This is a genomic window from Chitinophaga sp. YR573, assembly GCF_900110995.1.
Lineage (GTDB): Bacteria > Bacteroidota > Bacteroidia > Chitinophagales > Chitinophagaceae > Chitinophaga.
Window position 1 is genome coordinate 1,060,686 of sequence record NZ_FOJF01000003.1, and the last position, 24,100, is coordinate 1,084,785.

Annotated in this window: 9 protein-coding genes; 7 read left to right on the forward strand and 2 right to left on the reverse strand. The window is 41.9% G+C overall.

What is annotated here, in order from left to right:
* The first annotated feature begins 23 nt into the window (after positions 1–23).
* The 4 genes from BMW86_RS30750 (at position 24) to BMW86_RS30765 (ending at position 14,416) form a co-directional block, all read left to right on the forward strand.
* On the forward strand, positions 24–1,556 hold the full coding sequence (locus BMW86_RS30750; RefSeq protein ID WP_089787531.1) for a RagB/SusD family nutrient uptake outer membrane protein: 1,533 nt from the start codon (positions 24–26) through the stop codon (positions 1,554–1,556).
* A 10-nt stretch (positions 1,557–1,566) separates the two neighbouring features.
* Positions 1,567–8,178: a cellulose binding domain-containing protein gene (locus BMW86_RS30755; protein WP_177189452.1), complete on the forward strand. Its 6,612-nt coding sequence runs from the start codon at positions 1,567–1,569 to the stop codon at positions 8,176–8,178.
* Positions 8,179–8,263: 85 nt separating this feature from the next.
* On the forward strand, positions 8,264–10,144 hold the full coding sequence (locus BMW86_RS30760) for a glycoside hydrolase family 97 protein (protein WP_089787535.1): 1,881 nt from the start codon (positions 8,264–8,266) through the stop codon (positions 10,142–10,144).
* Between the two features lie 210 nt (positions 10,145–10,354).
* Positions 10,355–14,416 carry a hybrid sensor histidine kinase/response regulator transcription factor gene (locus BMW86_RS30765; protein ID WP_255373059.1) on the forward strand — a complete coding sequence of 1,354 codons (4,062 nt, stop codon included), beginning with the start codon at positions 10,355–10,357 and terminating at the stop codon, positions 14,414–14,416.
* Between the two features lie 30 nt (positions 14,417–14,446).
* Here BMW86_RS30765 and BMW86_RS30770 read toward each other — a convergent pair whose 3' ends face one another.
* Together BMW86_RS30770 and BMW86_RS30775 are read right to left on the reverse strand one after the other, a co-directional pair.
* Positions 14,447–15,271, reverse strand: a complete 825-nt coding sequence (locus BMW86_RS30770; protein ID WP_089787539.1) for an RpnC/YadD family protein — start codon at positions 15,269–15,271, stop codon at positions 14,447–14,449.
* Between the two features lie 195 nt (positions 15,272–15,466).
* Positions 15,467–17,062, reverse strand: coding sequence for a glycoside hydrolase family 99 protein (locus tag BMW86_RS30775; RefSeq protein ID WP_089787541.1), 1,596 nt, complete (start codon positions 17,060–17,062; stop codon positions 15,467–15,469).
* A gap of 206 nt (positions 17,063–17,268) precedes the next feature.
* Here BMW86_RS30775 and BMW86_RS30780 point away from each other — a divergent pair, with 206 nt between their 5' ends.
* The 3 genes from BMW86_RS30780 (at position 17,269) to BMW86_RS30790 (ending at position 24,082) form a co-directional block, all read left to right on the forward strand.
* Positions 17,269–17,955, forward strand: a complete 687-nt coding sequence (locus BMW86_RS30780) for a DUF92 domain-containing protein (RefSeq protein ID WP_089787543.1) — start codon at positions 17,269–17,271, stop codon at positions 17,953–17,955.
* Positions 17,956–18,034: 79 nt separating this feature from the next.
* Positions 18,035–21,181: a CheR family methyltransferase gene (locus tag BMW86_RS30785; RefSeq protein ID WP_089787545.1), complete on the forward strand. Its 3,147-nt coding sequence runs from the start codon at positions 18,035–18,037 to the stop codon at positions 21,179–21,181.
* Between the two features lie 234 nt (positions 21,182–21,415).
* Positions 21,416–24,082 carry a T9SS type B sorting domain-containing protein gene (locus tag BMW86_RS30790; protein ID WP_089787546.1) on the forward strand — a complete coding sequence of 889 codons (2,667 nt, stop codon included), beginning with the start codon at positions 21,416–21,418 and terminating at the stop codon, positions 24,080–24,082.
* The last annotated feature ends 18 nt before the right edge of the window (positions 24,083–24,100 follow it).

Genomic DNA, 24,100 nt, shown 5'->3' on the forward strand with positions numbered 1-24,100 from the left:
ACATCATTTTAAGTGTACACAGTATGAAAAACATTAAATATATTCTTTTAGTTACAAATATCCTGGCGTTGGTTTCCTGTACAAAATTCCTGGAAAAATCGCCACAGGCAGTAGTATCAGATGAACTCTTCTTTGCAGATGATGCAAATGTGGAGAAGGCAGTAAACAGGATCTATGGAACGATCAGCTGGCGTGAATATACAATTGGCCGTCAGTCTTTCAGCACACATGAAATGGGAGGAGAAGATATTGTAGGGAACACCAATAATGGTATAGGAACAGTGCTGAATATGTTTCAATCATATACTTATGATGCGAGCAATGCATATATACAACAATATTGGGACAGGACTTACGCTAACCTCAACTTTTGCAACCAGGTGATAGACCGTACGCCGGCTATGAAAAACCGTACGCTGGCTGAAAGGGCAGAGTCACAGGCTAAATTCTTCAGGGCTTATTACAACTTCGATCTGGTGAATGTATTTGGTCAGGCTCCTTTACGCGATCATGTACCTTCTGCCGCTGAATATGATATTCCGAAAAGCAATGAAGATGCAATTTATAGTCTGATCATTAAAGACCTGGAATATGCTATTGAAAAACTACCTACCAGGGGAGAATGGGGCGCAGCAGGATTAGGACATGTTACAAAAGGTACTGCACAGGGGCTGCTTGCCAAAGTATATTTATTCCGGCAGGATTACACTAAGGCACAACAATATGCGAATGATGTAATTACAGGAGGAGAATACAGTCTTTTTGCAGACTATCGCGCATTATTTAGTCCGGATAACCTGTACTCCAGTGAGAACATGATGCCTGGTGGTTATTTATTCACCAGCACGATCTGGTCCGGTCGTTGGTATAACCCGTATTTACAATACCAGGGCGTAGCAGGTGAATTTGGCGATGGGGTGGTATATCCTGCTGATGCGCTGGTGAACAGCTATGAGACGAATGATCCCCGTGAAGCAGCCACCATTTTTTTTAAAACGGATAAAGTAACAGGATGGGAAAGCAAAAATGCTAATACCCCCAAAGATGGTAGCGTATACTTTCCGTCAAATACTAATTATGCCAACAAGAAAGTGATCTGGCCAAAATCTTATTGGAACAACGGTGAGTTTTCTTTTCAGAATGTAAACCCGATGTTCATGCGATATGCAGAAATATTACTGATCTATGCGGAAGCCAGTAATGAGTTGGGACAATCAGGTAACGCACTTACTACATTGGAACAGATCCGTTACCGCGCGCGTGGTAATAAAACTTTTGCCGACGCAGGGGTACTACCCGAAATTATCGCTACAGATAAGGCTGAACTGAGAGAAAAAATATGGCATGAACGCCATATAGAACTGGCACTGGAAGGTCATCGCTGGTTTGACCTGGTTCGATACAATAAAGTGGTACCAGGATATACAGAGAACCTCCTGAAGAATGTATATCAACGGGCGAACTTCAATTACAATAAATTCAGCAGATTCCCCATTCCTCAAAATATGATCACCAGTTCTCAGGGTATTCTTACACAGAATGATGCCTGGAAATAAAATTCCCTTTATGAAAAAAATAACTGCTCTTATGAAAATGCTGTTATTGCTATTTGCTATGGGTATATCCCAGGAAATAGTAGCCCAGCAATTCGTTCACCCGGGTATACCCTTCACTACAAGTGATCTGAACCTGTTAAAAACAAATATTAAAACAGAGCCCTGGTTATCCGTTTATAATTCATTTGCAAGCGATTCAAAGTCGCAGCTCAGCTATGCAATGCAGGGCCCTTTCGCTACAGTAGGACGTGCAGTGGATATAAACCGTGGACCATGGATGAATGATATGACAGCCGTCCACAATCTTGCTCTTATGTGGATCTTTACCGGCGATACTGCCTATGCTAAAAAAGCAACAGGCATATTGAATGCCTGGGCGTTAACGAATACCCAATGGACAGGAGACGAAATATTCCTTGACCTGGGAGATTATGCTGACATCTTTGTAACGGGAGCGGACATACTGAAATCAACTTATCCGGGATGGACGGCTGAAAATACGGCCAATGTGAACAATTATTTTGCTAATGTGCTCTGGCCGAAACTGGATGTGCCCAATCCTGTAAGAGGGCTTAATCAGGGTGCTCTCGAGCTGAAAGCAGCCGTGAGCATTGCTGCATTTCTGGATGATACCACCAAATGGAGACAGGCAATGGCATCCTACCGGGGAGATGCAGGGGGAGGATTGGCGAACAGCCTTAGTAATGGAGAGGTAGGAGATGCCGGGCGTGATGAAGGGCATTGGGCCGGTCAGGCGGAAGCACTTGCATGGAGTGCTGAAGTGGCATGGAAACAGGGTGTAGACATGTTTAGTGAACTGGACAACCGGTTACTGGCAATTAGTGAATTGTATGCAAGATTTCATACAGATACTACTGGTTTGAGATTCATCCCGTTTGGCGGCCCCTATTCAGCGTATAATGGATGGGGCTCGAATGGCACCGCCAAACGCCTGATCAGGACTTATAATATTATTGAAGGGGCTTACGCTATCCGGAAAGGCATTCCGGCTCCTTATACTGTTCAATTGCGGAATGTGGTGGGTGAAAACACCAGCACTTTTCTTTACCGGAAAAGTGCTGACGCTTCTACCGCTACAGCCTTGCCGCCAATTATTCATCCTGTAGCGCAAGCTGTTACCAATCTAACCAATACGGATATTGGAAGTACCGGATTGGCAGGAAGTGCCAGTTATAACAATGGTAGCTGGACCGTCAAAGGAGCGGGCGCTGATATTCCTGTTCCGCCATTGACGGCTAAAGATGCCTATAATTTCGCCTTTCAGAAAGTTAGCGGGGATGCAGTGATCATTACCCGTGTAACATCGCTTGAAAATACGGATGCCGGGGCCAAAGCGGGTATTATGTTCAGAGAATCCTTAACGGATGATTCCAGATATGTAGGGTTATTTTTACGTGCAAGCGGGGGCGCTGTGGTTACCTGGCGTGGTGCTACTGCCTGGAATAAAACTGCCACCTCCTGGAACAATCCGCCAGGAGGATACCAGGATCATTATTTACCGGCCGTACCTTATTGGTTGAAACTGGAAAAATTAGGTAGCAGGATAACTGCTTTTCACTCGTTTGACGGAATCAGCTGGACCTGCATTTGTTCTGTGGAGATTGCCATGGCTAACTCCCTGTATGTTGGTTTATGCGTAACTTCTCACAATACATCAGTGCTGAACACTTCCGTTTTTACTGAAGTGGCTATTACGAATCCTTCACCCGCAGGATCTCCTGTGATCACCAGTGCAACTGCCGACACCACCACAATTGGTTCGGCCTTTCATTATGCGATCACTGCTTCAGCAACACCTACCAGCTTTAGTGCTACAGGTTTGCCCGCGGGGTTGGGTATTGATTCTGCTAATGGTATAATTACAGGAACACCAACAGTTACCGGTACATTTACTGTAACATTGAACGCTACGAATGCAAGTGGTACAGGGTCTGCCATCCTGATGCTGACAGTATTGAATAATGTTGCTCCGGCTGCGCCCGGACCGGTGACCGCTATTAAACAGAGCAACACCAGTATTCAGCTTTCCTGGACAGCGTCTGCTAACGCTACCAGCTATACGGTGAAGCGTGCAATGACTGCCGGAGGGCCTTACACGACTATCATGTCTGGTGTTACGGGAACATCTTATGTTGATGCCAGCGCTTATCCCGGTCCTAATTACTATATCGTTACAGCCCTGACGGGTTCTCTGGAAAGTATTGTTTCGAATGAAGTTTCGGTGAAGTTACCTCCGTCAGTACCTTCAATACCTGCCGTGATCAACCTGAATAACCAGGTGAATCTGAGCTGGCCTGTTGCTATTGGAGCAGCAACTTATAATATTAAACGGGGTACTGCTAGTGGTGGTCCTTATGCTACCATTGCTACAGGAGTAACTGATACATTATACACGGACCTGGGATTAACGAACGGAGCATATTACTACTATGTAATTTCTGCTGAGGAAGAAGGACTTGAAAGTACTAATTCTGTTGAAGCACTGGCAGTACCGGGATCTTCTTCCGGTAGCTGGAGCACCACGGCGGCAACGGGTAACTGGAGTACAGGGACGAATTGGGTGAGTGGAACAGCGCCTGTTACTCCGGCGTTAATCACCTTCAATAGTTCTACCACCGACACTTTGCAAAATGATATTGCCGGACTGGAAATTTCGCGGATGCAGTTTAATGCCGGTGCTGATCCCTTTACAATAAGAGGGAATGCAATTACGCTTGGCAATGATATTACGAACAACGCTGTTAACGCACAAGTCATTAATCTTCCTGTAACGTTGAACAGGGCTTCGGCTATTAATGCGAATACAGGCGATATTACACTGGGTGGTATTATCAGTGGTAGTGGCAGCCTTGTTAAAAGCGGACCGGCAATGGTTACGCTTACAGGGGCTAATACGTGGACCGGCGGCATTACTGTTAATGGTGGTGGTGCGGGAGGCTGGCCGCCCACTTATATATTCGCCATTGGGGGTATAGGCACAGGTGCTGTTGGAGCGCCGTTATCAGGACCAGTAGGTACGGGTGCGGTAGTGCTGAATGGTGGTTCATTGATGAACAGCGGCAGTGCGGTTATCTATAACGACGTTATCGTAAAAGATAGTGTAAAGAGTTATCTCTATAGCCAGGCAGGAGCTTTAACGCTGGCAGGAAGATTGCTGGGTAGCGGCACTCTTGAACACGATGGCAATAGTACGAATGGTTTGCAATTAAACGGGGATAACAGCCAGTTCACTGGTACGTTTATCTCCATAAACAGAAGCTCCAATCATCGTATCCGTTTTAATACTGCAGCAGCTGGCAGTGCTAAAGCAAACTGGGTATTCAATAATGGATTTACAGACGGACAGGGCTTTACTTTTACTGATACCATTCATTTTGGGTCTATGTCTGGCAGCGGGCAGTTGCGCAGGGATAACGGAACTCCTGTTATCAGTATCGGGGCATTGAATACCAACACAACTTTCAGCGGTGTAATTACGGGGGCACTTACTATTGTTAAAGAGGGTACAGGCATATTCCGGTTCACCGGTAACAATAACTATACAGGTACAACCACTGTTACTGCGGGTACCTTACTATTGGATAGCGTAGGGCAGATCAGCAGTGTTACTACTGTTAACGGGGGCACTATTGGTGGTATAGGTACCTGTAACGCTGCATTGACCATTGGTACGGGTGGAACACTAGCTCCAGGTAGCCAGGGTGTAGGTACATTTACCACAACAGGTTTACTGACTATGCAGCCGGACGCGACTTACAGTGTTGAGCTGAACACAAACCAGGGTAAGGGCGATAAAGTAGTTGCCAACAGTGTAAATCTTAACAATCCCCGGTTATTGTTTACGCTTATCAGTGCAGATTCATTACCCTTAGGAACTTCCTTTACTATTATTGATAATACAGGAAGCGCCGCTGTAACAGGCATTTTTAATGGTTTGCCGGAACTGGCGCCGGTTACGATCGGCAGCTTCAATTTCCGTATTACGTACAAAGGCGGGACCGGCAATGATATCCTGTTGCTGGACGACCGTACTACGCCTGCAATGATCACCAGTGCCGATACTGCCACAGTATTGATTGGTAAGCCTTTTAACTATACTATTACGGCTATCAAATCACCTGTCAGTTTCCATGCTACAGGGCTGCCTGCCGGCTTGAGTATAGATACCAGTACCGGCGTCATATCCGGTACAGCTACAGTGGCAGGTACTTTCCCTGTTACATTAAGTGCAACTAGCACCATTGGTACCGGAACGGCTACACTCAAACTAACGGTGCTGAGTAACATTGTTGCTGGTCTTATTGTTGCCGCTGGTGATGGAAAGAATATTATTGAATGGGAGGCTATCCAAAACCTGAGCTATCATGTAAAACGTTCGCTTAGTCCGGATAGTGCTTATACTGTTATCGCAAACGTCGCTACCACCAGGTATACCGATACAACTGTTACTAACGGGAACACCTATTATTATGTGGTAGCTTCTACGGATACTGTTACAGAAAACCCTAACAGCGATGCTGTGGTGGCGAGGCCCAATGCAGGGCAATACGGTTACTGGAAGTATGATGAATCAAGTGGTATACGGGGAATTGACGGATGGGGAGCTAATCATGCTACTTTAGCAGCCACAGCTACACGCAGTACCGGTTATGCCGGTCAGGCGCTGAAACTGAATGGTACGGCTACGGCTTACGCATCTCTGCCAACAGGTCTGGTAAGTACTTTGAATGATTTTACGATCACTGCCTGGGTAAGCATGGATGCACTATCCAACTGGATGCGGGTCTTTGACCTTGGTACAGGCACCAGTAAATACCTGTTCCTGACGGTGCAGGGAGGTACTGCATCCGGTAAATCAATCATACGTTATGCTATTAAGAATGGTGGTGCAGAGCAGACTGTCTCTTACAATTATACTTTGCCACTGAATACCTGGACGCATTTTGCCGTGACCCAGTCAGGAAATACCTGCAGTCTTTATATCAACGGGGTGCTGGTAGCGTCAAATACCAGTGTCACCATTAAGCCTGCTACGCTGGGAAGTACTAACCAGAACTATATCGGGAAATCACAGTATACTGCTGATCCGATGTTTAAAGGGGCGATAGATGAGTTTAAGATTTACAACAGGGCTTTAAGTGCTGCTGAAATAGGAGGGGCATTGAAGGTAGAGCAGGTAATAACATTTGCTGCTATTGATAAGAAGATAGCTGGTGACTCTGATTTTAATGTGGTGGCCACTGCTTCTTCCGGTCTTCCTGTAAACTTTAGCAGCAGCAATGAACAGGTGGCTACGGTAACAAATGGTGTGGTGCATCTGCTAAAAGCCGGTAGTGCTGTTATTACAGCTATCCAGGTGGGTGATACTACTCATAAACCTGCCACTTATCCGCAGACATTAAATGTGCTTCCGCTTCATCTGAAAGTGATGCATAGTGATGGGTCTTCCGCTAACAACAGTATCCGGCCTTACCTCAAAATTGTGAATGAGGATACGGTATCCGTTGCTTATAAAGAATTGACTGCCCGTTACTGGTTTACTGCTGAGAATTTCGCAGGTATAAATACCTGGATTGATTATGCAACACTTGGGAGCCATGTGAAGATGAACTATGTAGCATTGGATGCACCAAGGACAGGCGCTTTCGGTTATGTTGAATATAGCTTTGATACTACAGCAGGTTTCGTTTCCGCTGGTAGTAATTCCGGTGTTATTCAATCAAGAATGGCTAATAAAGACTGGTCAATCCTGCTGGAAACAGACGATTATTCTTATGCTGCTAATCAAACTTATACAAGCAATAGTCACATTACCTTATATCGTAATGGTCGGCTTATATGGGGTGAAGAACCGGCCGTAGCCACACCGGTACTGAGTTTGAAAGCCTATATGCAGTCCATCAGTAGTGCACAGAACACCATCAGTACTTACCTGAAAATAAATAATGAAGGGAATGTGCCGGTGGCTTATGAAGATGTATCGGTCCGCTATTGGTTTACGGCAGAAGATACCTCCGCTTTAAACTACTGGATAGATTATGCTGGATTAGGTGCTTATAATATTAATGGCCGGTTTGAACGGTTAAACCCAATAGCTGATGGAGCAGATACTTATTTTGAATTAAAGGTGAAACCTGCTGCAGGTATATTGTATCCATTGAGCAACACAGGGAATATTCAATACAGGATTTCCAAAGTGAACTGGTCAGGTTTTGTACAAACAAATGATTACTCTTACCTGCCTTTGTCTTCATTTGGAGAGAATGCTCATGTTACGGTTTACTATAAAGGAGAATTGATATATGGAACGGAACCAGCCGTTAATGGTACTGCTACACGTGTTGCTGTAAAAAGTGATGTGCCAAAAGCGTTGATAAAGATGTATCCTAACCCGGTGGCAGATGTATTGATCATACAAATCGACAAGGTCGCAGATAATGCTGTTGTGCATGTGTTTAATAACAACGGTGTTATAGTGCATACACAGCGGTTAACGAATGCAATCAATACAGTTGACGTGAAGAATTGGGTACAGGGAGTGTATTATGTGAAAATTAAAAATGGTGATGCTGTCACTACTGAAAAAGTAATTAAACAATAATTTTTATAGAGATAGGAACAATCGAAAAAGGAAGGAGTTTTTACTCCTTCCTCATTTCCGAAGAAACAAAAAAGCAGCCTGGAAAATGATTAAATACTTATGCTATACATTATTGTTATTAACGGCAGGAATAACGGCTATTGCACAGAATATATTAAAGGATACGAGGGTAACGCTTCAATCTCCGGATAAGCGTATTACCCTTCAGTTCTACCAGAAACAAATGGCGCCGGGGAAAAAACAAATGTATTACCAGGTGTCTTTTAAAAACAGGACGGTCATCCATGAATCGGTTCTTGATATCCAACTGGATAATCATCTTTCGGAGCAGGCAATGGCTTTAAAGGTTGACAGGCATAAAAAGTGGTGCGAGAACCTGTTGATAAAACAGATTATAACTGCTTCCGTAGATACTTCCTGGCAGCCATTATATGGAGAGCGGAGCATCATCCGGGATCATTATAATGCAGCTACTGTTGAAATGGTAAAGGATGATTATCCGATCTATTCAATGCGGATAGAGATACGGGTATATAACGAAGGCACTGCTATTCGTTATGTATTTCCGGAAAATGAGCGGGGAACTTATTACAGGATAACAAATGAAAATACAGAATTTTGTTTGCCTGAAGGTACCCTGGCCTGGTATGCATCCTGGGCACAGGCTCCATACAGGCTATTGCCGCTCAATAACTGGCCGGATGAAAGTGAGCGGCCGCTCACCCTGCAACTTCCGGGTAATATATATGCCTGCCTGACAGAAGCCCGGATGGTTGATTATGCCCGTACTAAATTTAAGCTTACCAGGCGTAATACTATTGTTACAAGCATGTATACACCGGCTGATCTGATCTCTCCTTTTGGAACGCCATGGAGGGTAATTATGATTGCTGATAAACCCGGGGACCTGATAGTCAACAACGATATCATCCTTAACCTGAATGATCCTTCAAGGATCAAAGATCCTGACTGGATCCGGCCTGGTAAAATAATGAGGGTGATGACACAAACGACAGCTGCCGCAAAAGAAAATATAGATTTTGCGGTGAGACATCATCTGCAATATATTCTCTTCGACTGGAAATGGTATGGTCCTTCTTTTACATTCAACTCTGATGCTACAAAGGTGGCCATTCCTGATTTTGATTTGCCCGGAATTATACAATACGGAAAGGAAAGGGGAGTAGGAGTATGGCTGTATGTAAATCTGCAGGGATTGTATGCACAGTCGGATTCATTGTTCTCCATATATAAACAATGGGGAGTAAAAGGTGTCAAATTCGGATTTGTACAAACAGGGTCTCATCGCTGGACCACCTGGCTGGAAGACATGTTAAGGAAAACAGCCGAAAATCAGATCATGATGAATGTACATGACGACTGGCGCCCTACGGGTGAACAGAGAACATGGCCTAACCTCATGACGGCTGAAGGTATCCGGGGAAATGAAGAAATGCCGGATGCTACTCATAATACAGTTTTACCTTTTACCCGTTATATAGCAGGTGCGGCTGACTATACCATTTGTTATTATGATCAGCGAATCAAAACCACTCATGCCCATCAGCTGGCATTAGCAGCTATCTACTATAGTCCGTTGCAAACATTATACTGGTATGATGAACCCGCTGACAGCCACAATGAGCCGGAACTGGAATTCTGGGACCATATTCCCGTTACCTGGGATGAAACGAATGTTTTACAGGGCAGTCCGGGACAATACATTGCTACTGCCAGGCGAAAGGGTGAGGAGTGGTTTATGGGAATTATCACAAATAATAAAGCAAGGACCATGCAGATAAGCTTTCGGTTTCTTCCTGCAGGGAAAAAGTTTATTGCAAAAATATATGGGGATGATACAGCTACTAAAGTGAGTGTGGTGGAAAAGAGGATAGATGCAACAACAGTATTGGATGTAAAACTTATTGCATCCGGTGGCCAGGCTATCTGGATCAGACCGGAATAATATAGGGTGCAGGGCTTCGCCCCTTTGATTTATTTTGACAGCGTAGATTGCCAGTTGTTATTTATGATCAATAACAATCTGGCACGAAGATTATGCAATCAAACTGAGTCACTATCAACCTTTTTTTATTCGGAAATATCAGCGGGATTTATTAGTTTCCTACTTTATAGCGTTATGAATAATTCCCGTAAAAGAGTGGGTTTGGCTTTTATGTGCCTTTTAATAATTTCCACGTTGAGAAGCATCCCGGCGCCTGCATTCCCATACCCCCCTGTGACCTACTTAGGAATTGAACACGGCTTATCAAATAATAGTGTCCGGCATATTTACCAGGATCATCAGGGCTTTATGTGGTTTGCGACATATGATGGTCTGGACAGATATGACGGGTATGACTTTAAAGTTTTCAGAAATACGCCGGGTGATAGTACTTCCCTGGTACATAGTATTATATCTTCTATAACGGAAGATCATCATCACCTTTTATGGATTGGTACCAGGCAGGGAGCCAGCCGGTTTGACCATCTTTTGGATAAGTTTACTACTGTTAACTGGGATCCGGGGGATCATAAGCCTGTACAAAAGCTCAGAGCTGTTGTAAGAGATATTAAGTCGGACGAAAAAAACAATGTTTTTATAGGTACTGAGGGCCTTGGCCTGGTGATTTGCAGGGATGGAATGATTACCGGCACTACTGTTCCATTGATACAGTCAGGCACTAAAATAACCAGTTATGGCGTACATGCTATCAGAATAGATAAGAAGAACAGGGTATGGGTAATCGTACAGGATCGTGGCCTGGGCTTATTTGATCCTCAGTCTATGCAATTGCGGCTGGTAGATCAGTCGGCCCCCTCATCAGGCTGCCTTGAAACAGATGGTAAGCATGTATGGATAGGCGAATTGAATACGGTATATGATTATGATACGGATAATCATTCTACTGTTAAACTAACAGAGGGAACCGACAGAGTAGAATCTTTACTGCTGGATAGTGATCATAAACTTTGGATTGGTACAGAATCCGGCAATGTGAATATATTAGACCTTGACACAAAAAAGATGGAATACCTGACACCAGGTGATAGCCGGTTTTCACTGGGAGGAGGGGGTATTCGTAATATTTATGAGGATAAGGATCACCGGAAATGGATAGCCACCTCCAGGAGCGGTGTAAATATTATTGATCCTCAGAAACACCGGTTCCAGACCTTTACTCATGAACCGGGGAATAGTAACAGTCTTACCGGTAATACAATTTCTGCATTGAATGAAGCGCCCGACGGAAATCTGTGGATAGGAACAGATGGAGAAGGCGTGAATGTATGGGACAGGAAGCGGAATAGTTTTTCTTTTTATGCCAATAACCCGGCAGATCCGGAGTCGTTATCCGATAATTTCATTACTGGTATTAAAACAGATCATGCACAGCATATATGGATCGCAACATATAGGCATGGGTTAAACCGCTTTAACAGTGTTACCAATAGATTCAGGCGTTATGCCTGCATAAATCCCGTTTCGGGTAAAGAGAACAATGTGGTATTTTCCCTTTACGAAGACAGGGAACATCAATTGTGGGCAGGCACTTTGCGTACCAGGGGAGTGTATGGAGCCCTGTACCGGTATAATGAGAAAGCAGACCGCTTTGACGCATTTGACACTAATCTTTCAGACCTTTTTACGTTGAAAGAAGACCGTAATGGTACGCTATGGGGTGGAAACCTGGAGCAACTGGTAAAAATAGATAAGCTTAATAAACAACACCAGTATTATCATATTGGTTATACTATAAGAGCCATTTATGAAGATAAAAAGGGCAATTTATGGATAGGTACGGAGGGTGGTGGACTGATATTGTTTGACAAAACGAAGAATACTGTAACGGCCAGTTATACCACACTTGACGGATTGTCTAACAATGTTGTGCTGAATATCCTGGAAGATGATCATGGTAATCTTTGGATGAGTACATACAAAGGATTATCAAAATTCAGTATTGAAGAAAAGAGATTTGAAAATTACTATCAGGGAGATGGATTGCAGAGTAATCAGTTCTACTTTAATGCGGCGACAGCGTTACATTCCGGGGAGATGGCCTTTGGAGGTATAAAAGGGTTCAATTTATTTCATCCGGACAGTATAACCCCGGTCCATGCCATGCCACGCCTGTTCCTTACAGGGATAAGTGTTGATGGTAAATCCCTGGAGCAGTATAATAAATATATCAGCAGGGTAGATGATGATCATATTGTTTCTATAAAGGTACCTTACAATGAGGCCGTTATTTTATTAAACTTTACTGCGCTGGAGTACTCTGCCCCCGATAAAATAAGATATACCTATTTTATGGAAGGTTGGGACAAGAACTGGACCAACACCGGTAATATGAGAATTGCGGCGTATACACATCTCAGTGAAGGCAATTATATTTTCAGGGCTAAATGTACGAATGCCGGAGGGCTTTGGAATCCTGAGGAAATTGTGTTGTATATCACGGTATTGCCTCCCTGGTACAGAAGCTGGTGGGCGTTGCTTGCTTATGCACTGATATTGTCTGGTACAGCCTACCTGTTTTTCCTTTATAAGATCCGGCAAAACAGGTTGAAATATGAGATCAGGGTTGCCCATGTAAGTGCAGAGAAGGAAAAAGAGATGAATGAAAAGAAGATGGCTTTTTTTACCCATGTCTCTCATGAATTCAGAACGCCGCTTACACTGATCGTTAATCCGGTAAAAGAAATGCTTGCCAGTGCGCGGAAAGAAGCTGATCCGGAGAAGTTAAATATCATATACCGTAATGCCCGCAGGTTATTGGGACTTGTAGACCATTTACTCTTGTTCCGTAAGGCTGATACTGACGGTGATAGTCTTAAACTGGTAAGACTGGATTTCAATTCATTATGTAGTGACGTCTATCATTGTTTTGAAGAGCAGGCGCGGATAAAAAAGATCGATTATCATTTTAAGAGTCCGGATGTATTACCGGAAATGTATGTAGACCGTGAAAAGATGGAGATCGTGTTGTATAACCTTTTGTCTAATGCGCTCAGGTTTACTCCAGAGGGAGGGGGAATTCAGTTTACTGTACAGGAAACGGTAAACAATGTGGAGGTCAGGATTGCGGATAGTGGTCCGGGTATTCCATCACATGCCGGAGAGCGGCTTTTTCGGAAATTTTACCAGGTAATGGGCAATGTCTCTTCTGGTAGTGGTTTTGGTATAGGTCTTTATCTTGTTAAACATTTTATGGAGAGCCACTTTGGAACGGTGAGTTATGAAAGCAGGGAAGGAGAAGGGACTACATTTTTGCTCACATTGCGAAAGGGAAAAGAACACTTTGGTAATCTGCCTGTGTATGATGATGTTGCAGAGGGGGCGACGCTGTTGCATGAACTCGTGGATGAAAGTACTGCTGAGAGTATGCCAGAAACAACAAACATTGACCTGGCTTTACTGGTAACGGAAAAACAGACGATCCTGGTGATAGATGATGATGATGCGCTGAGGAAGTATGTTGTGCAGGTATTTGCAAATGAATTTACGGTGATACAGGCTGATAATGGAACGGAAGGCGCAAGGCTTGCCAAACATTACCTGCCGGACATCATTATAAGTGATATTACCATGCAGGGAATGAATGGTATAGAACTTTGTACGTTGATCAAAGAGGATACTGTTCTCTCGCATATTCCGGTTATACTGCTTACGGCCAGTACAGCTTCAGAAACCCGTTTAAAAGGGATTCAAAGTGGTGCAGATGACTATATTACCAAGCCATTTGAGAATGATTTATTGTATGCCAGGGTAATTGGTATGCTGAAGAAAAGGAATACACTGCAACAATATTTTTATAACGAAGTCACGCTTAAAAAAAATGAGCAGAAGGTTTCAGCGGAGTACCGGGAATTTCTTAATAATTGTATGAGAATAGTTGAAAATCATCTGGATGATGATAACTTTTCGATCAAAACTTTTTCTGCTGAGATAGGTATGAGTCATTCCAGCCTTTATAAAAAAGTAAAATCCGTATCTGGTCAGTCTATCAAAGGATTTATACGTTTTATCAGGCTTCGGAAAGCGGCGGAAATTATGATTAATTCTGAATACAATATCACGGAAATTGCCAGTATGGTAGGGTTCAATGATACTAAATATTTCCGGGAATATTTTTATACTCTTTTTGGTATGAATCCATCTGAGTATATCCGGAAGTTCAGAAAACCTTTCCATAATAATCTTCAATTGAATAAGAAGATTATAAAGGAATAATGTTTTCTACTTACAAGGATATTGTTTGCACTATGATTCCGGATTTATAAGTTTCTCTACTTCGGAAACAGGAATATTAAACACTTTAGAAATAGATTCTGTATCATATCCAAGTTCTTTCATCCTGATCGCCGTTTGCATTTGGTTTTCCGCTTTCTCTTCTTCTCTCCCTATCTGATAAAACGCATCATCTTTCATCTTAAAAAATGTTCTTGTAGATATCATATGTTTGAATTTAAGTTTAACATTGTCGTTACATAATTGCACTAAGACACGCAGCTGATTAATATGCTTCCCTTCTGTTAAATCACCGTCGGCAGAGGGATTGATCTCCTGCAAAATGTTTTTTAATGCCTTCTCTATATTATCATTTCCGAAGTTAGCTAAAATTGCAAATACTTTTACTTCGGGCTTATCTGATTGTAAAAAAAATTTGTACTCAATTCCGTTCAACGGAATTATTTTATACCAGAATTTTAAATTTTCATGCCTGATAGTAGTCTTCATGGTAACTGCATCTTTTCCCATGAAAATGACATATTGTTTTACTGGTATGCCGTATTTACGATACAGCATCACCGCATATTCAGCCATGCGATATGCCATGTTTTTATCATTCTGAGACTGCCATTCTATATGAAGGATAAAAGTATTGTTATGCCTGTCTGTTATTTCCTTCAATACATCCGGCTTCCTTTCCTTTGTGTATTGCAGATCATCAGGAATTTCCCTGCTTGCAGAAATATCTAACTGCAGCACATCCTTCATGAAAACAGGCAATACAGATTCCATATTCTCCTTTACAATCTTGTCATATTTATTAGCCTGCTTCAGGTCTATACTATCTTCTTCCATTTAATTGAATAAATGATTAAATAAATAAGTCACTAACTTTTAACAGGGGAGAAGATGATAACCGGGTAACAAAAAAGAACAGCCCTGATGTTGATCACCAGGGCTGCTCTAATATTTTTTAAGATGCTGTTTTCGTTTAACGAATGTAAGAAAATAATAAATTTAATTGCAAATTTTTTTATTGGCAAAGAAAATTTAGTTCTGCAATGTCCACTGACTACTCTCAAAATAATTAGGTACCGCCGTACACTGTGCCAGTCCGCTCTGATTCTCTAGGTTGAGATACGTACCCTGCCATTCATTCTTAAGGCGTGTAAGCCCATTATAGCTCTCTAGAACCCAATAACTGCTGTAATAAGTATCAGGGACTGCTGTACTTTCTGCATAGCTGTAAAGGTGTTCTATGTTCAAATAATGACTGGTAGATAAATTCTTAAACCGGATATGACCATTTACCGTTTCCTGTACCCATTTGTATTGATTACCGGTATTGACAGTACTGTATTTTACCTGGCCATTCTCTTCGTACAGATAAGTACTCAGCCATTTGTTTTTAATATACACACCACTTGTAGGAGGAGTTGTACCACCACTGATCGTATTGAGTAAACTTTCTGCATTGCTTACCTGTAAATTAGCCAGGTAAGTAAATACCTGGTTCAACTGCTGCTGTACACTGCTATTACCGCTGTATTGTTTTCTGTACTGATATAAACGATATACAACTTCCAGCTCATGCTGTCCATAGGTAACGCCAAGTTTCTGCTGCATCAGGGTTAAGAAGGAGTAACCATATTCCTGGGTAGGTTCTATAATGGTACCTTCTCCATAATCATTCCAGGTAGCAAACTGGATAATGTTTACAGAAGAGTTAATTGCTTTATCCAGCATAGTGGAGAAAGTGCCGGTGCCATTGAAAGGAATCTGCCAGGTGGGGCCATCTGCGCCACCTGCGGCATAGAAGGAATTAAATCCGGGATATACCACGCCAACAGATAAAGGGAAACTGCTTGCCTGTGCGTAGTAGTTGTCTACAACAGTGGGATGTTGCTGATAAATCCAGGGAAATTCTCCCCCTGTATTATTACTGCCTACCTGACCGGTAAATCCGTACAGCGGCAATACTTTAGGCTTAGGACTGATACCACTCAGGATAGCATCCCATTCGGATGGCTGGTGGAAGGTAATAGGACCGAAGTTCAACACCACAGGTACTCCATTCGTTCTTAAATAATTACTCTGGTTAAAGTAGTTATTCTGCATGTATACGAAATCACCATGCGCACCAGACGTGTTACCGGCATCCCAGTTCCTGTCTTCATGCACGATAGAGAATTGCAATCCTACAGATTGCAGTTTGCTGATGAGAGCATTGGAATTACTCAGGTTATCAGGATAGTCATATAACTGCCTGGTACCTGGCCAGTCGATAAATACACCATCAGCACCGGCATATTTCATCAGTAATAACTGGTACTCTATGATATCCGGGTCGCCTGAAGCATAAGGGCCTGTCTGGGGATAGTAGTAAGCAGCAATCTGTCGCTTCCCGTTAGTGATGATGTCCGGGTTCTGGGTGTTCATCTTCCAGTGATAACCCCAGGCACCTCTGGAAGCCGGTGTTTCGAACCAGGGCATCCAGTGAATAAAGACTTTTTTGCTAACAGTTTTGCTTACAGCATTTACCGCTACTGCCGGTAAAGTTAACGTGGAGTCATTTTGCTTTAATTCCGTTTTGTTACACGCAAGCAAAAAGGAGGCGTAAAAAAAGAGCCATGCTAATTTTTTCATTTGGTTATTTTGAGATGAGTAAAAGATATGGATTAAGGTTTCCGGGAGCCAAAGTACATATATGATTTTATCCTTTGTAATAATATGCTGAAAATATAGAAGAATTCAGCAGAGTAAAATTATATTAGTTTGATAATCATCTGTTTGAGGAAAGTAGATATATAGGTTGATTCCTGTAAAAATATTATAATTATTTTGCGGTAGTTATGAATTACAAACTCATCATCATCCTTCCATTGCTTGTTATCTTCATGATTGCATGCATTAAGACCAAAAAATTAACTGTACCTGCCTCATTGCTGGCAGGACTCATTGGTTTCCTCATCAGGACAGGAGCAGGTTACCCGGGCCTCATTATATTGGTAGCATTTTTTATCATGGGGGTATTGGCTACGTCCCATAAAAAGGAGCTAAAAGCCAATGCCGGCGAGCAACAAAGGACGGCCTCTCAGGTTTTTGCCAATGGAGGAATGGCCGCTATACTGGCAACAATAGCCATATTCTATCCTCACCGGGAAGAATTAAATTTAATGATGGCTGCCAGTCTGGCTTCTGCCACAGCAGATACATTGTCTTCAGAACTGGGTATGGTATATGGCCGTAGATTTTATAACGTGTTGACTTTTAAAAGAGACGGGAAGGGGCTTAATGGAGTAGTTAGTCTGGAAGGTACTATACTCGGGGCCGCTGGTGCACTGGTAATTGCCGGCATTTACGGTATAGGGCATGGTTTTAATTATCAGTGCCTGGTGATCGTGTTTGCCGGTATAATGGGTAACCTGGCGGATTCCGTGCTGGGGGCCACACTGGAACGTAAGCACAAAATAGGGAACGATACCGTTAACTTCTTAAATACCCTTTTCGCAGCATTTGTAGCTGGCTTGCTTTATTAACCGAAATTAAAAAGGTTACAACATAAATAGCCTAACTTTAGAGTTGCACGTTTTCGACGTGTAGTTAAAAGGCACATATATGAAAGAAGGACAATGCATTGTTGCTATTGGCGCTTCAGCCGGTGGATTAGGCCAAATAAACACCTTCTTCGATTATACCCCTCTGGATAGCGTCTCCTATATTATCATTCAACATTTATCTGCTGACTATAAGAGTATGATGTCTTCGCTGCTGACCAAACACAGTAAGTTAAACGTGCTGGAAGCAGAAGATGGGATGCTGGTAGAAACGAATAAGGTATATCTTATTCCCAGTAAAAGCAGCATGACTATCAAAGATGGGCGTTTATTGCTGACGAACAAACAAAAAGGCGTTAATCTCACTATCAATACTTTTTTTACTTCTCTTGCTGAAGAAGCAGGTGAAAATGCCATAGGCATTATCCTTGCAGGAACCGGTGATGATGGTACAGAGGGGGGGAAGTCTATTAAGAATGCCGGTGGCCTGGTGATTGTAAGTAAACCGGAATTGTCTGAATTCGATCAGATGCCTATGAGCGCTATCGCTGCTGGTCTGGCGGATTATGTATTGTTGCCCGAACAGATGCCGTTATTGATACAACGTTATGTAAGTGATAAAATGAAGAATACCGATCCTGATATTGAAGCGGAAGAAGAATTGATCATGATGAAAATTATCGGACTTATAAAAGATAAGCTACCGGAAGATTTTTCAGGATATAAAAAGACAACGATTTTACGCCGGATTAAAAGACGAGTGACCCTCCTGAGCTGTAAAGGGCTGGTTGACTATTTTGTGCTGCTGAAAAAAGATGATAAAGAATTACAAAACCTGGTGAAGGATTTTTTAATCAGTGTGACTTCCTTTTTCCGGGATAAAGCAGCCTTCGAGATTTTAGAAGAAAGTATCATTCCGGAAATGATCGAAGCTAAAGGAGAGGAAGAAATTAAAGTATGGGTGGCTGGTTGTGCAACAGGAGAAGAAGCCTATTCCCTGGCGATATTGTTACGGGAATATCTGGATGCAACCAATAAAAAGAATGCGGTAAAAATATTTGCAACAGATATTGATGGTGATGCATTACAATTGGCCGGCAAAGGATATTATAGCGAAAATATTGAAAAGGATTTATCCCCGGAAAGATTAAAACGCTTTTTTACAAAGGATGATAAGGGATACAAGATTAAACCATCCGTCCGTGAGATGCTTATTTTTGCACACCATAACATGGTGAAGAATCCTCCTTATTGTAATATTGATTTTATCAGTTGCCGCAATCTGCTGATCTATATGAATCATAGTCTGCAGCGGAAAGTACTGAATATGCTACATTTTGGTATGCGCTATGGGGGATATTTATTTTTAGGCCCCAGTGAAAATGTAACAGACTTCATTTCCCATCTGGAAGAAGTGAATAAGAAATGGAAGATCTATAAAAATATCCAGGCAAAAAGGATCATGAGTTTTGAGGATTTTACGGCTCCTGTGGTGGAAAGTAAAATATATGTATTGCCTCAATGGAAATCTGATGAAAGAAAAAAGGTTATTACTACTGCTAATGCAGATATGGATCTCCTGATTGAAATGGGATATGCAGGATTAATGATTGATGAAAGTGATCAGGTGACAAGTGTATTTGGGGAAAGTACCCATTTCCTGCATCAGAAGATGTTCAATCATCATTTGCCTGATCTTTTGTCGAAACCATTGCAGGTGGCATTTATAACAGCCAGTATAGAAGCAGATAAAACAAATAAGTTAGTAGTTGTAAAAGGAATTGAGGTAGCGGGTATAGATTCGTCCGTTTCATTATCTGTAAAACCTTTGGCGGTTGATAAAACAAGACTGGTGCTGTTTCTGGAAGACAATAAACAGGCGTTTTCATTTGACGAAAGTTTTTTTAAGGATAAGTATACGGTAAATATTGAGGAAGAATTACGCACCACCAGGGAGAGCCTGATCTCTACCCATGAACTGCTGAATGCTTCGAATGAGAATATGCAGTCGTTCAATGAAGAACTGCTTTCTGCCAATGAAGAAATGCAGAGTACCAATGAGGAGATGCAATCTGTGAATGAAGAGTTACAGACTATTAACGCAGAATATCAGTCCAAGATAAAAGAGCTGTCCAATCTAAATGATGATCTCAATAACTATTTCCGCAGTAATGTGAATGGGCAGATTTTTGTGAATAAGGAATTAATGCTGATGAAGTTTTCACCTGCAGCAGAGATACATATCAACCTGCTGGAAATAGATATTGGAAGGCCGTTAAGTGATATCTCCACCAATATCCGTTTTGAAACAATTGAAAAAGATATTAAGGATGTGCTGGCCAACGGATGTGTAATTACCCGCGAGATACAGGCTGTTAACGAGAAATGGTTCCAGGTGATGACGATGCCTTACCTGCGTAAAGGAAATAACGAAACAGACGGGGCTATTATCACCTTTAATGATATCTCTGAATTAAAAAAGATCCAACAGGAATTATCTCGTAGTAATAAAGTGTTACAGGCTATTAATACAGATCTGGATAATTTTGTGTTTACTTCTTCTCATGATCTGTTAAGTCCGATGAATAATATAGAGCAGATCATCTATTTCATCAATGAGAAGAATACGATCTTTGATGTTGAAACAAAGGGTTATGTAAATATGTTGTCAACGGCGGTTGACAGGTTCCGGGGAGTTATTAAAGAGATGGCAGCAATAGGGAAGATGGAGAGCGAGATGCTGAAGCTGGAAGAGATCAATGTTGATGAAATTATAGGAGAGATTTTGGAGAGTATTCAATGGAAAATTGAATCGGAACGTGCGGATATAAAAATGTCCCTGGATGTTAAACACATTCTTTTTTCTAAAAAGAATTGCAGGAGTATGATTTATAATTTGATTAATAATGCACTTAAATTTAAATCTCCTCTCAGGTATCCTGAAATCCTTATCAGTACCAAAGATCTGCCGGATTATATTCTTTTGTCTGTAAAAGATAATGGCATTGGTATTGGTAAAGCGAAAATCAGGAGTATCTTTAAAATGTATGAACAACTGGATAAGGGATCAGAAGGGCAGGGGTTGGGCTTATTCCTGATCAATAAAATTATAGATGCATCCGGGGGAAAGGTAGAGGTAGAAAGTGAGCTGAATGTAGGAACAGAATTCAGATTATATATCAGGAAAGAACAAAGCCCGGGGCATTAACCTGATATTATTTAATGATCGTAAGATGCAGTAGATGTTATGAACAGGCGAATATCATGATCTGATAATATATTATAGATGTAAACGATTTCAAGGGGGAATATATCAGGAAATAAATTGTATTAATTATTTCGTATAAGCATGGATTATTGAGTAGTGTGTTTGTTGAAATTAACGTTTAAATTGAACCACGTTAAGACCCATACTACTATCTATTTAACCCATGACCCGAATATGAAGCTGTTTTTTACTATCCCCTTGTTGTTATGTTATACTGTTTGTTATGCCCGTCAGGCAGGTTTTATCACCCCGGATACTATTTGTGTAAACACACCTGTTACTGTGAATAATACTTCTGTAGCAGGATCTAAATTTTACTGGAGCTTTTGTGGCAGTAATAATTTTTCTTTACCGCAGGCAACGAATTTAGGAGGGATGGGAGGTGTGTTCAGCATTCCTGTTTTTTCTGAGACGGTGAAAGACGGTAATAATTATTACACTTTTGTTGTGAATAATGGCAGCGGAGGACTGGTACGTCTTTCTTATGGTAATAGTCTGCTGAATACTCCGGTAGTACAGGATTTTGGCAGTTTCGGCGGTGTGATACATGGCACAGCAGAAGGAATACAGGTGGTGAAAGATGCTGTTGGGTGGAGAGTGATTATTGTTGGAGGGAATGATCCTAATCCAGCTAACGTTTATATCGTGAAAGTGGATTTCGGTAATTCGCTGGATAATATGTTGCCGGTAGCAGTAAACTGGGGGAATATTGGGACGCTGAGTTATCCTACAGATCTTTATATTTTCAGAGAAAATAATGCATACTATGGATTTACAGTGAATGCGCAGTCTAATACGATTACACGTTTTTCTTTTGGTGCTGATTTTAATAGTCCGCCTGCTGCTGCTAATCTGGGGAATTTAGGTGGTTTAGACTGGCCTACGGGTGTGTATGCGATTAAGGTAGTGAATGAATGGCATGTGTTTGTCTGTAATACAAATTCAAATACGATAACGCGTTTTGATTTTGGTACTTCTCTGTTGAATGTACCTACTGCTGTAAATCTGGGTAATCCTGATAATAAACTCAATCATCCCCGCGATCTGATGATCATCAATGATTGTGGTAATCTTATCGGTTTAATGGCCAACGGCGATGGGGATGATATTCTCAAACTGAGTTTTGACGGGAATGCTATTACAGGTGCTATCTCAGCTACTTCTTATGGCAATATTGGGAACCTGAATTATCCGCATAGTCTTTCTTCTTTGATCAGGGAAGGGGATGATTTGTATACAACCGTGACAAATGCTTTTAATGGTACTATTACCAGGATAAAATTTTCAGGATGTACAAATGGCAGTATCCCTTCTTCTTTATTACAGCAACCACCTGTATTCACTTACACTACCCCGGGAACATACAATGTTAAAATGATGATGGATGAAGGGCTGGCTACACAGGAGTCGGTTTGCAGGGATATTGTGGTAATGCCACCGTTGACAGCAGATCTTGGGCCTGATGTTAAAATCTGTAATGGTGCTTCGGTAACCCTGGATGCGGGTGTGGATGATACACGGTATGTATGGTCTGATAATAGTACTGCGCAACAGTTGGTGGTAAATACTTCCGGTCATTATCAGGTGACAAAATTCAATGGCGGGTGTACGGCTACAGATGATGTGGATGTTATTATCAGTTCATCTATGTCTCTTACTGCTACTAATGCTGCTTATGTTTGTGGAGACCTGACAGGTAAGCTGTCTGCTGTTATAACAGGAGGGACCGGGCCTTATGAGTATTTTTTGAATGCGGTGGCTGTTGGAAGTACTAACACTTTTGATCAACTTGTACCAGGTATTTATACTATTGATGTAACGGATGCGGCAGGTTGTAAAGCGACTACGCAGGCGGATATTAATCTGGATGCGGTAATACCTATCAGCGGCAGTGTTTCTTCTGTTCCACCTTCCTGTTATGGGAAAGAGGATGGGACGATTACGTTATCTATACAGCAGGGGGCTGCACCTATTGAATATGCGATAAAAGGACAGCCATTTCAGCCCGATCCTGTATTCCCTGATATAAGTACTGGCACTTACACCTTATATGCCCGTAATGCGGCTTGTATTGATAGTTTTGAGGTGACCCTATCAGCTTCTGCTGTGACGTTAAACACTATTGCTAAAGATGCTACCTGTGACCATGCCGATGGGCAACTTGATATTGATGCCAGCGGGGGAATTCCGCCTTATCAATTTTACAGTAATGGAACGTTGGTTGCCGGTTCTATGAATAATTTATCACCCGGTGATTATATAATAACAGCTATTGACAGCAAGGGTTGCAGCAGTACTTCCAATCTTACTACGATTAATAATATCACTGTACCACGGATATCAATCCTGAACAAAGATACTACTATCAATATCGGGCAAATGGTACATTTGCAGGCTATAAATGGTGTGGATTATGAATGGACGCCAGCGGACGGATTATCCTGTACTACCTGTGCCACACCGGTGGCACAACCTTTAGAACCAACTACCTATATAGTGAAAACGATCACAGGGAATAACTGTATTGTTGCTGATACTGTTCGTATTGGGCTGTCTCATTCTCAGTATTTATACATCCCCAGTGCTTTTACGCCTAATCATGATGGTATGAATGATTATTTCAAGGTAAAATCTTTTGGAATAGACCGGTTCCGGATGAATATTTATAATCGCTGGGGAGAATTGATCTATAGCAGTAATAATCCTGAGAGTGGCTGGGATGGCAGGTTTAAAGATATACTGCAGGCTTCCGGTACTTATGTGTATATGATCGAATACGTGTATTATGGTCAGGATGATAAACCTTTATTACAGAAGGGTGTGCTCACGTTAGTGAATTAAATAAAAAGCTCCTTTAGG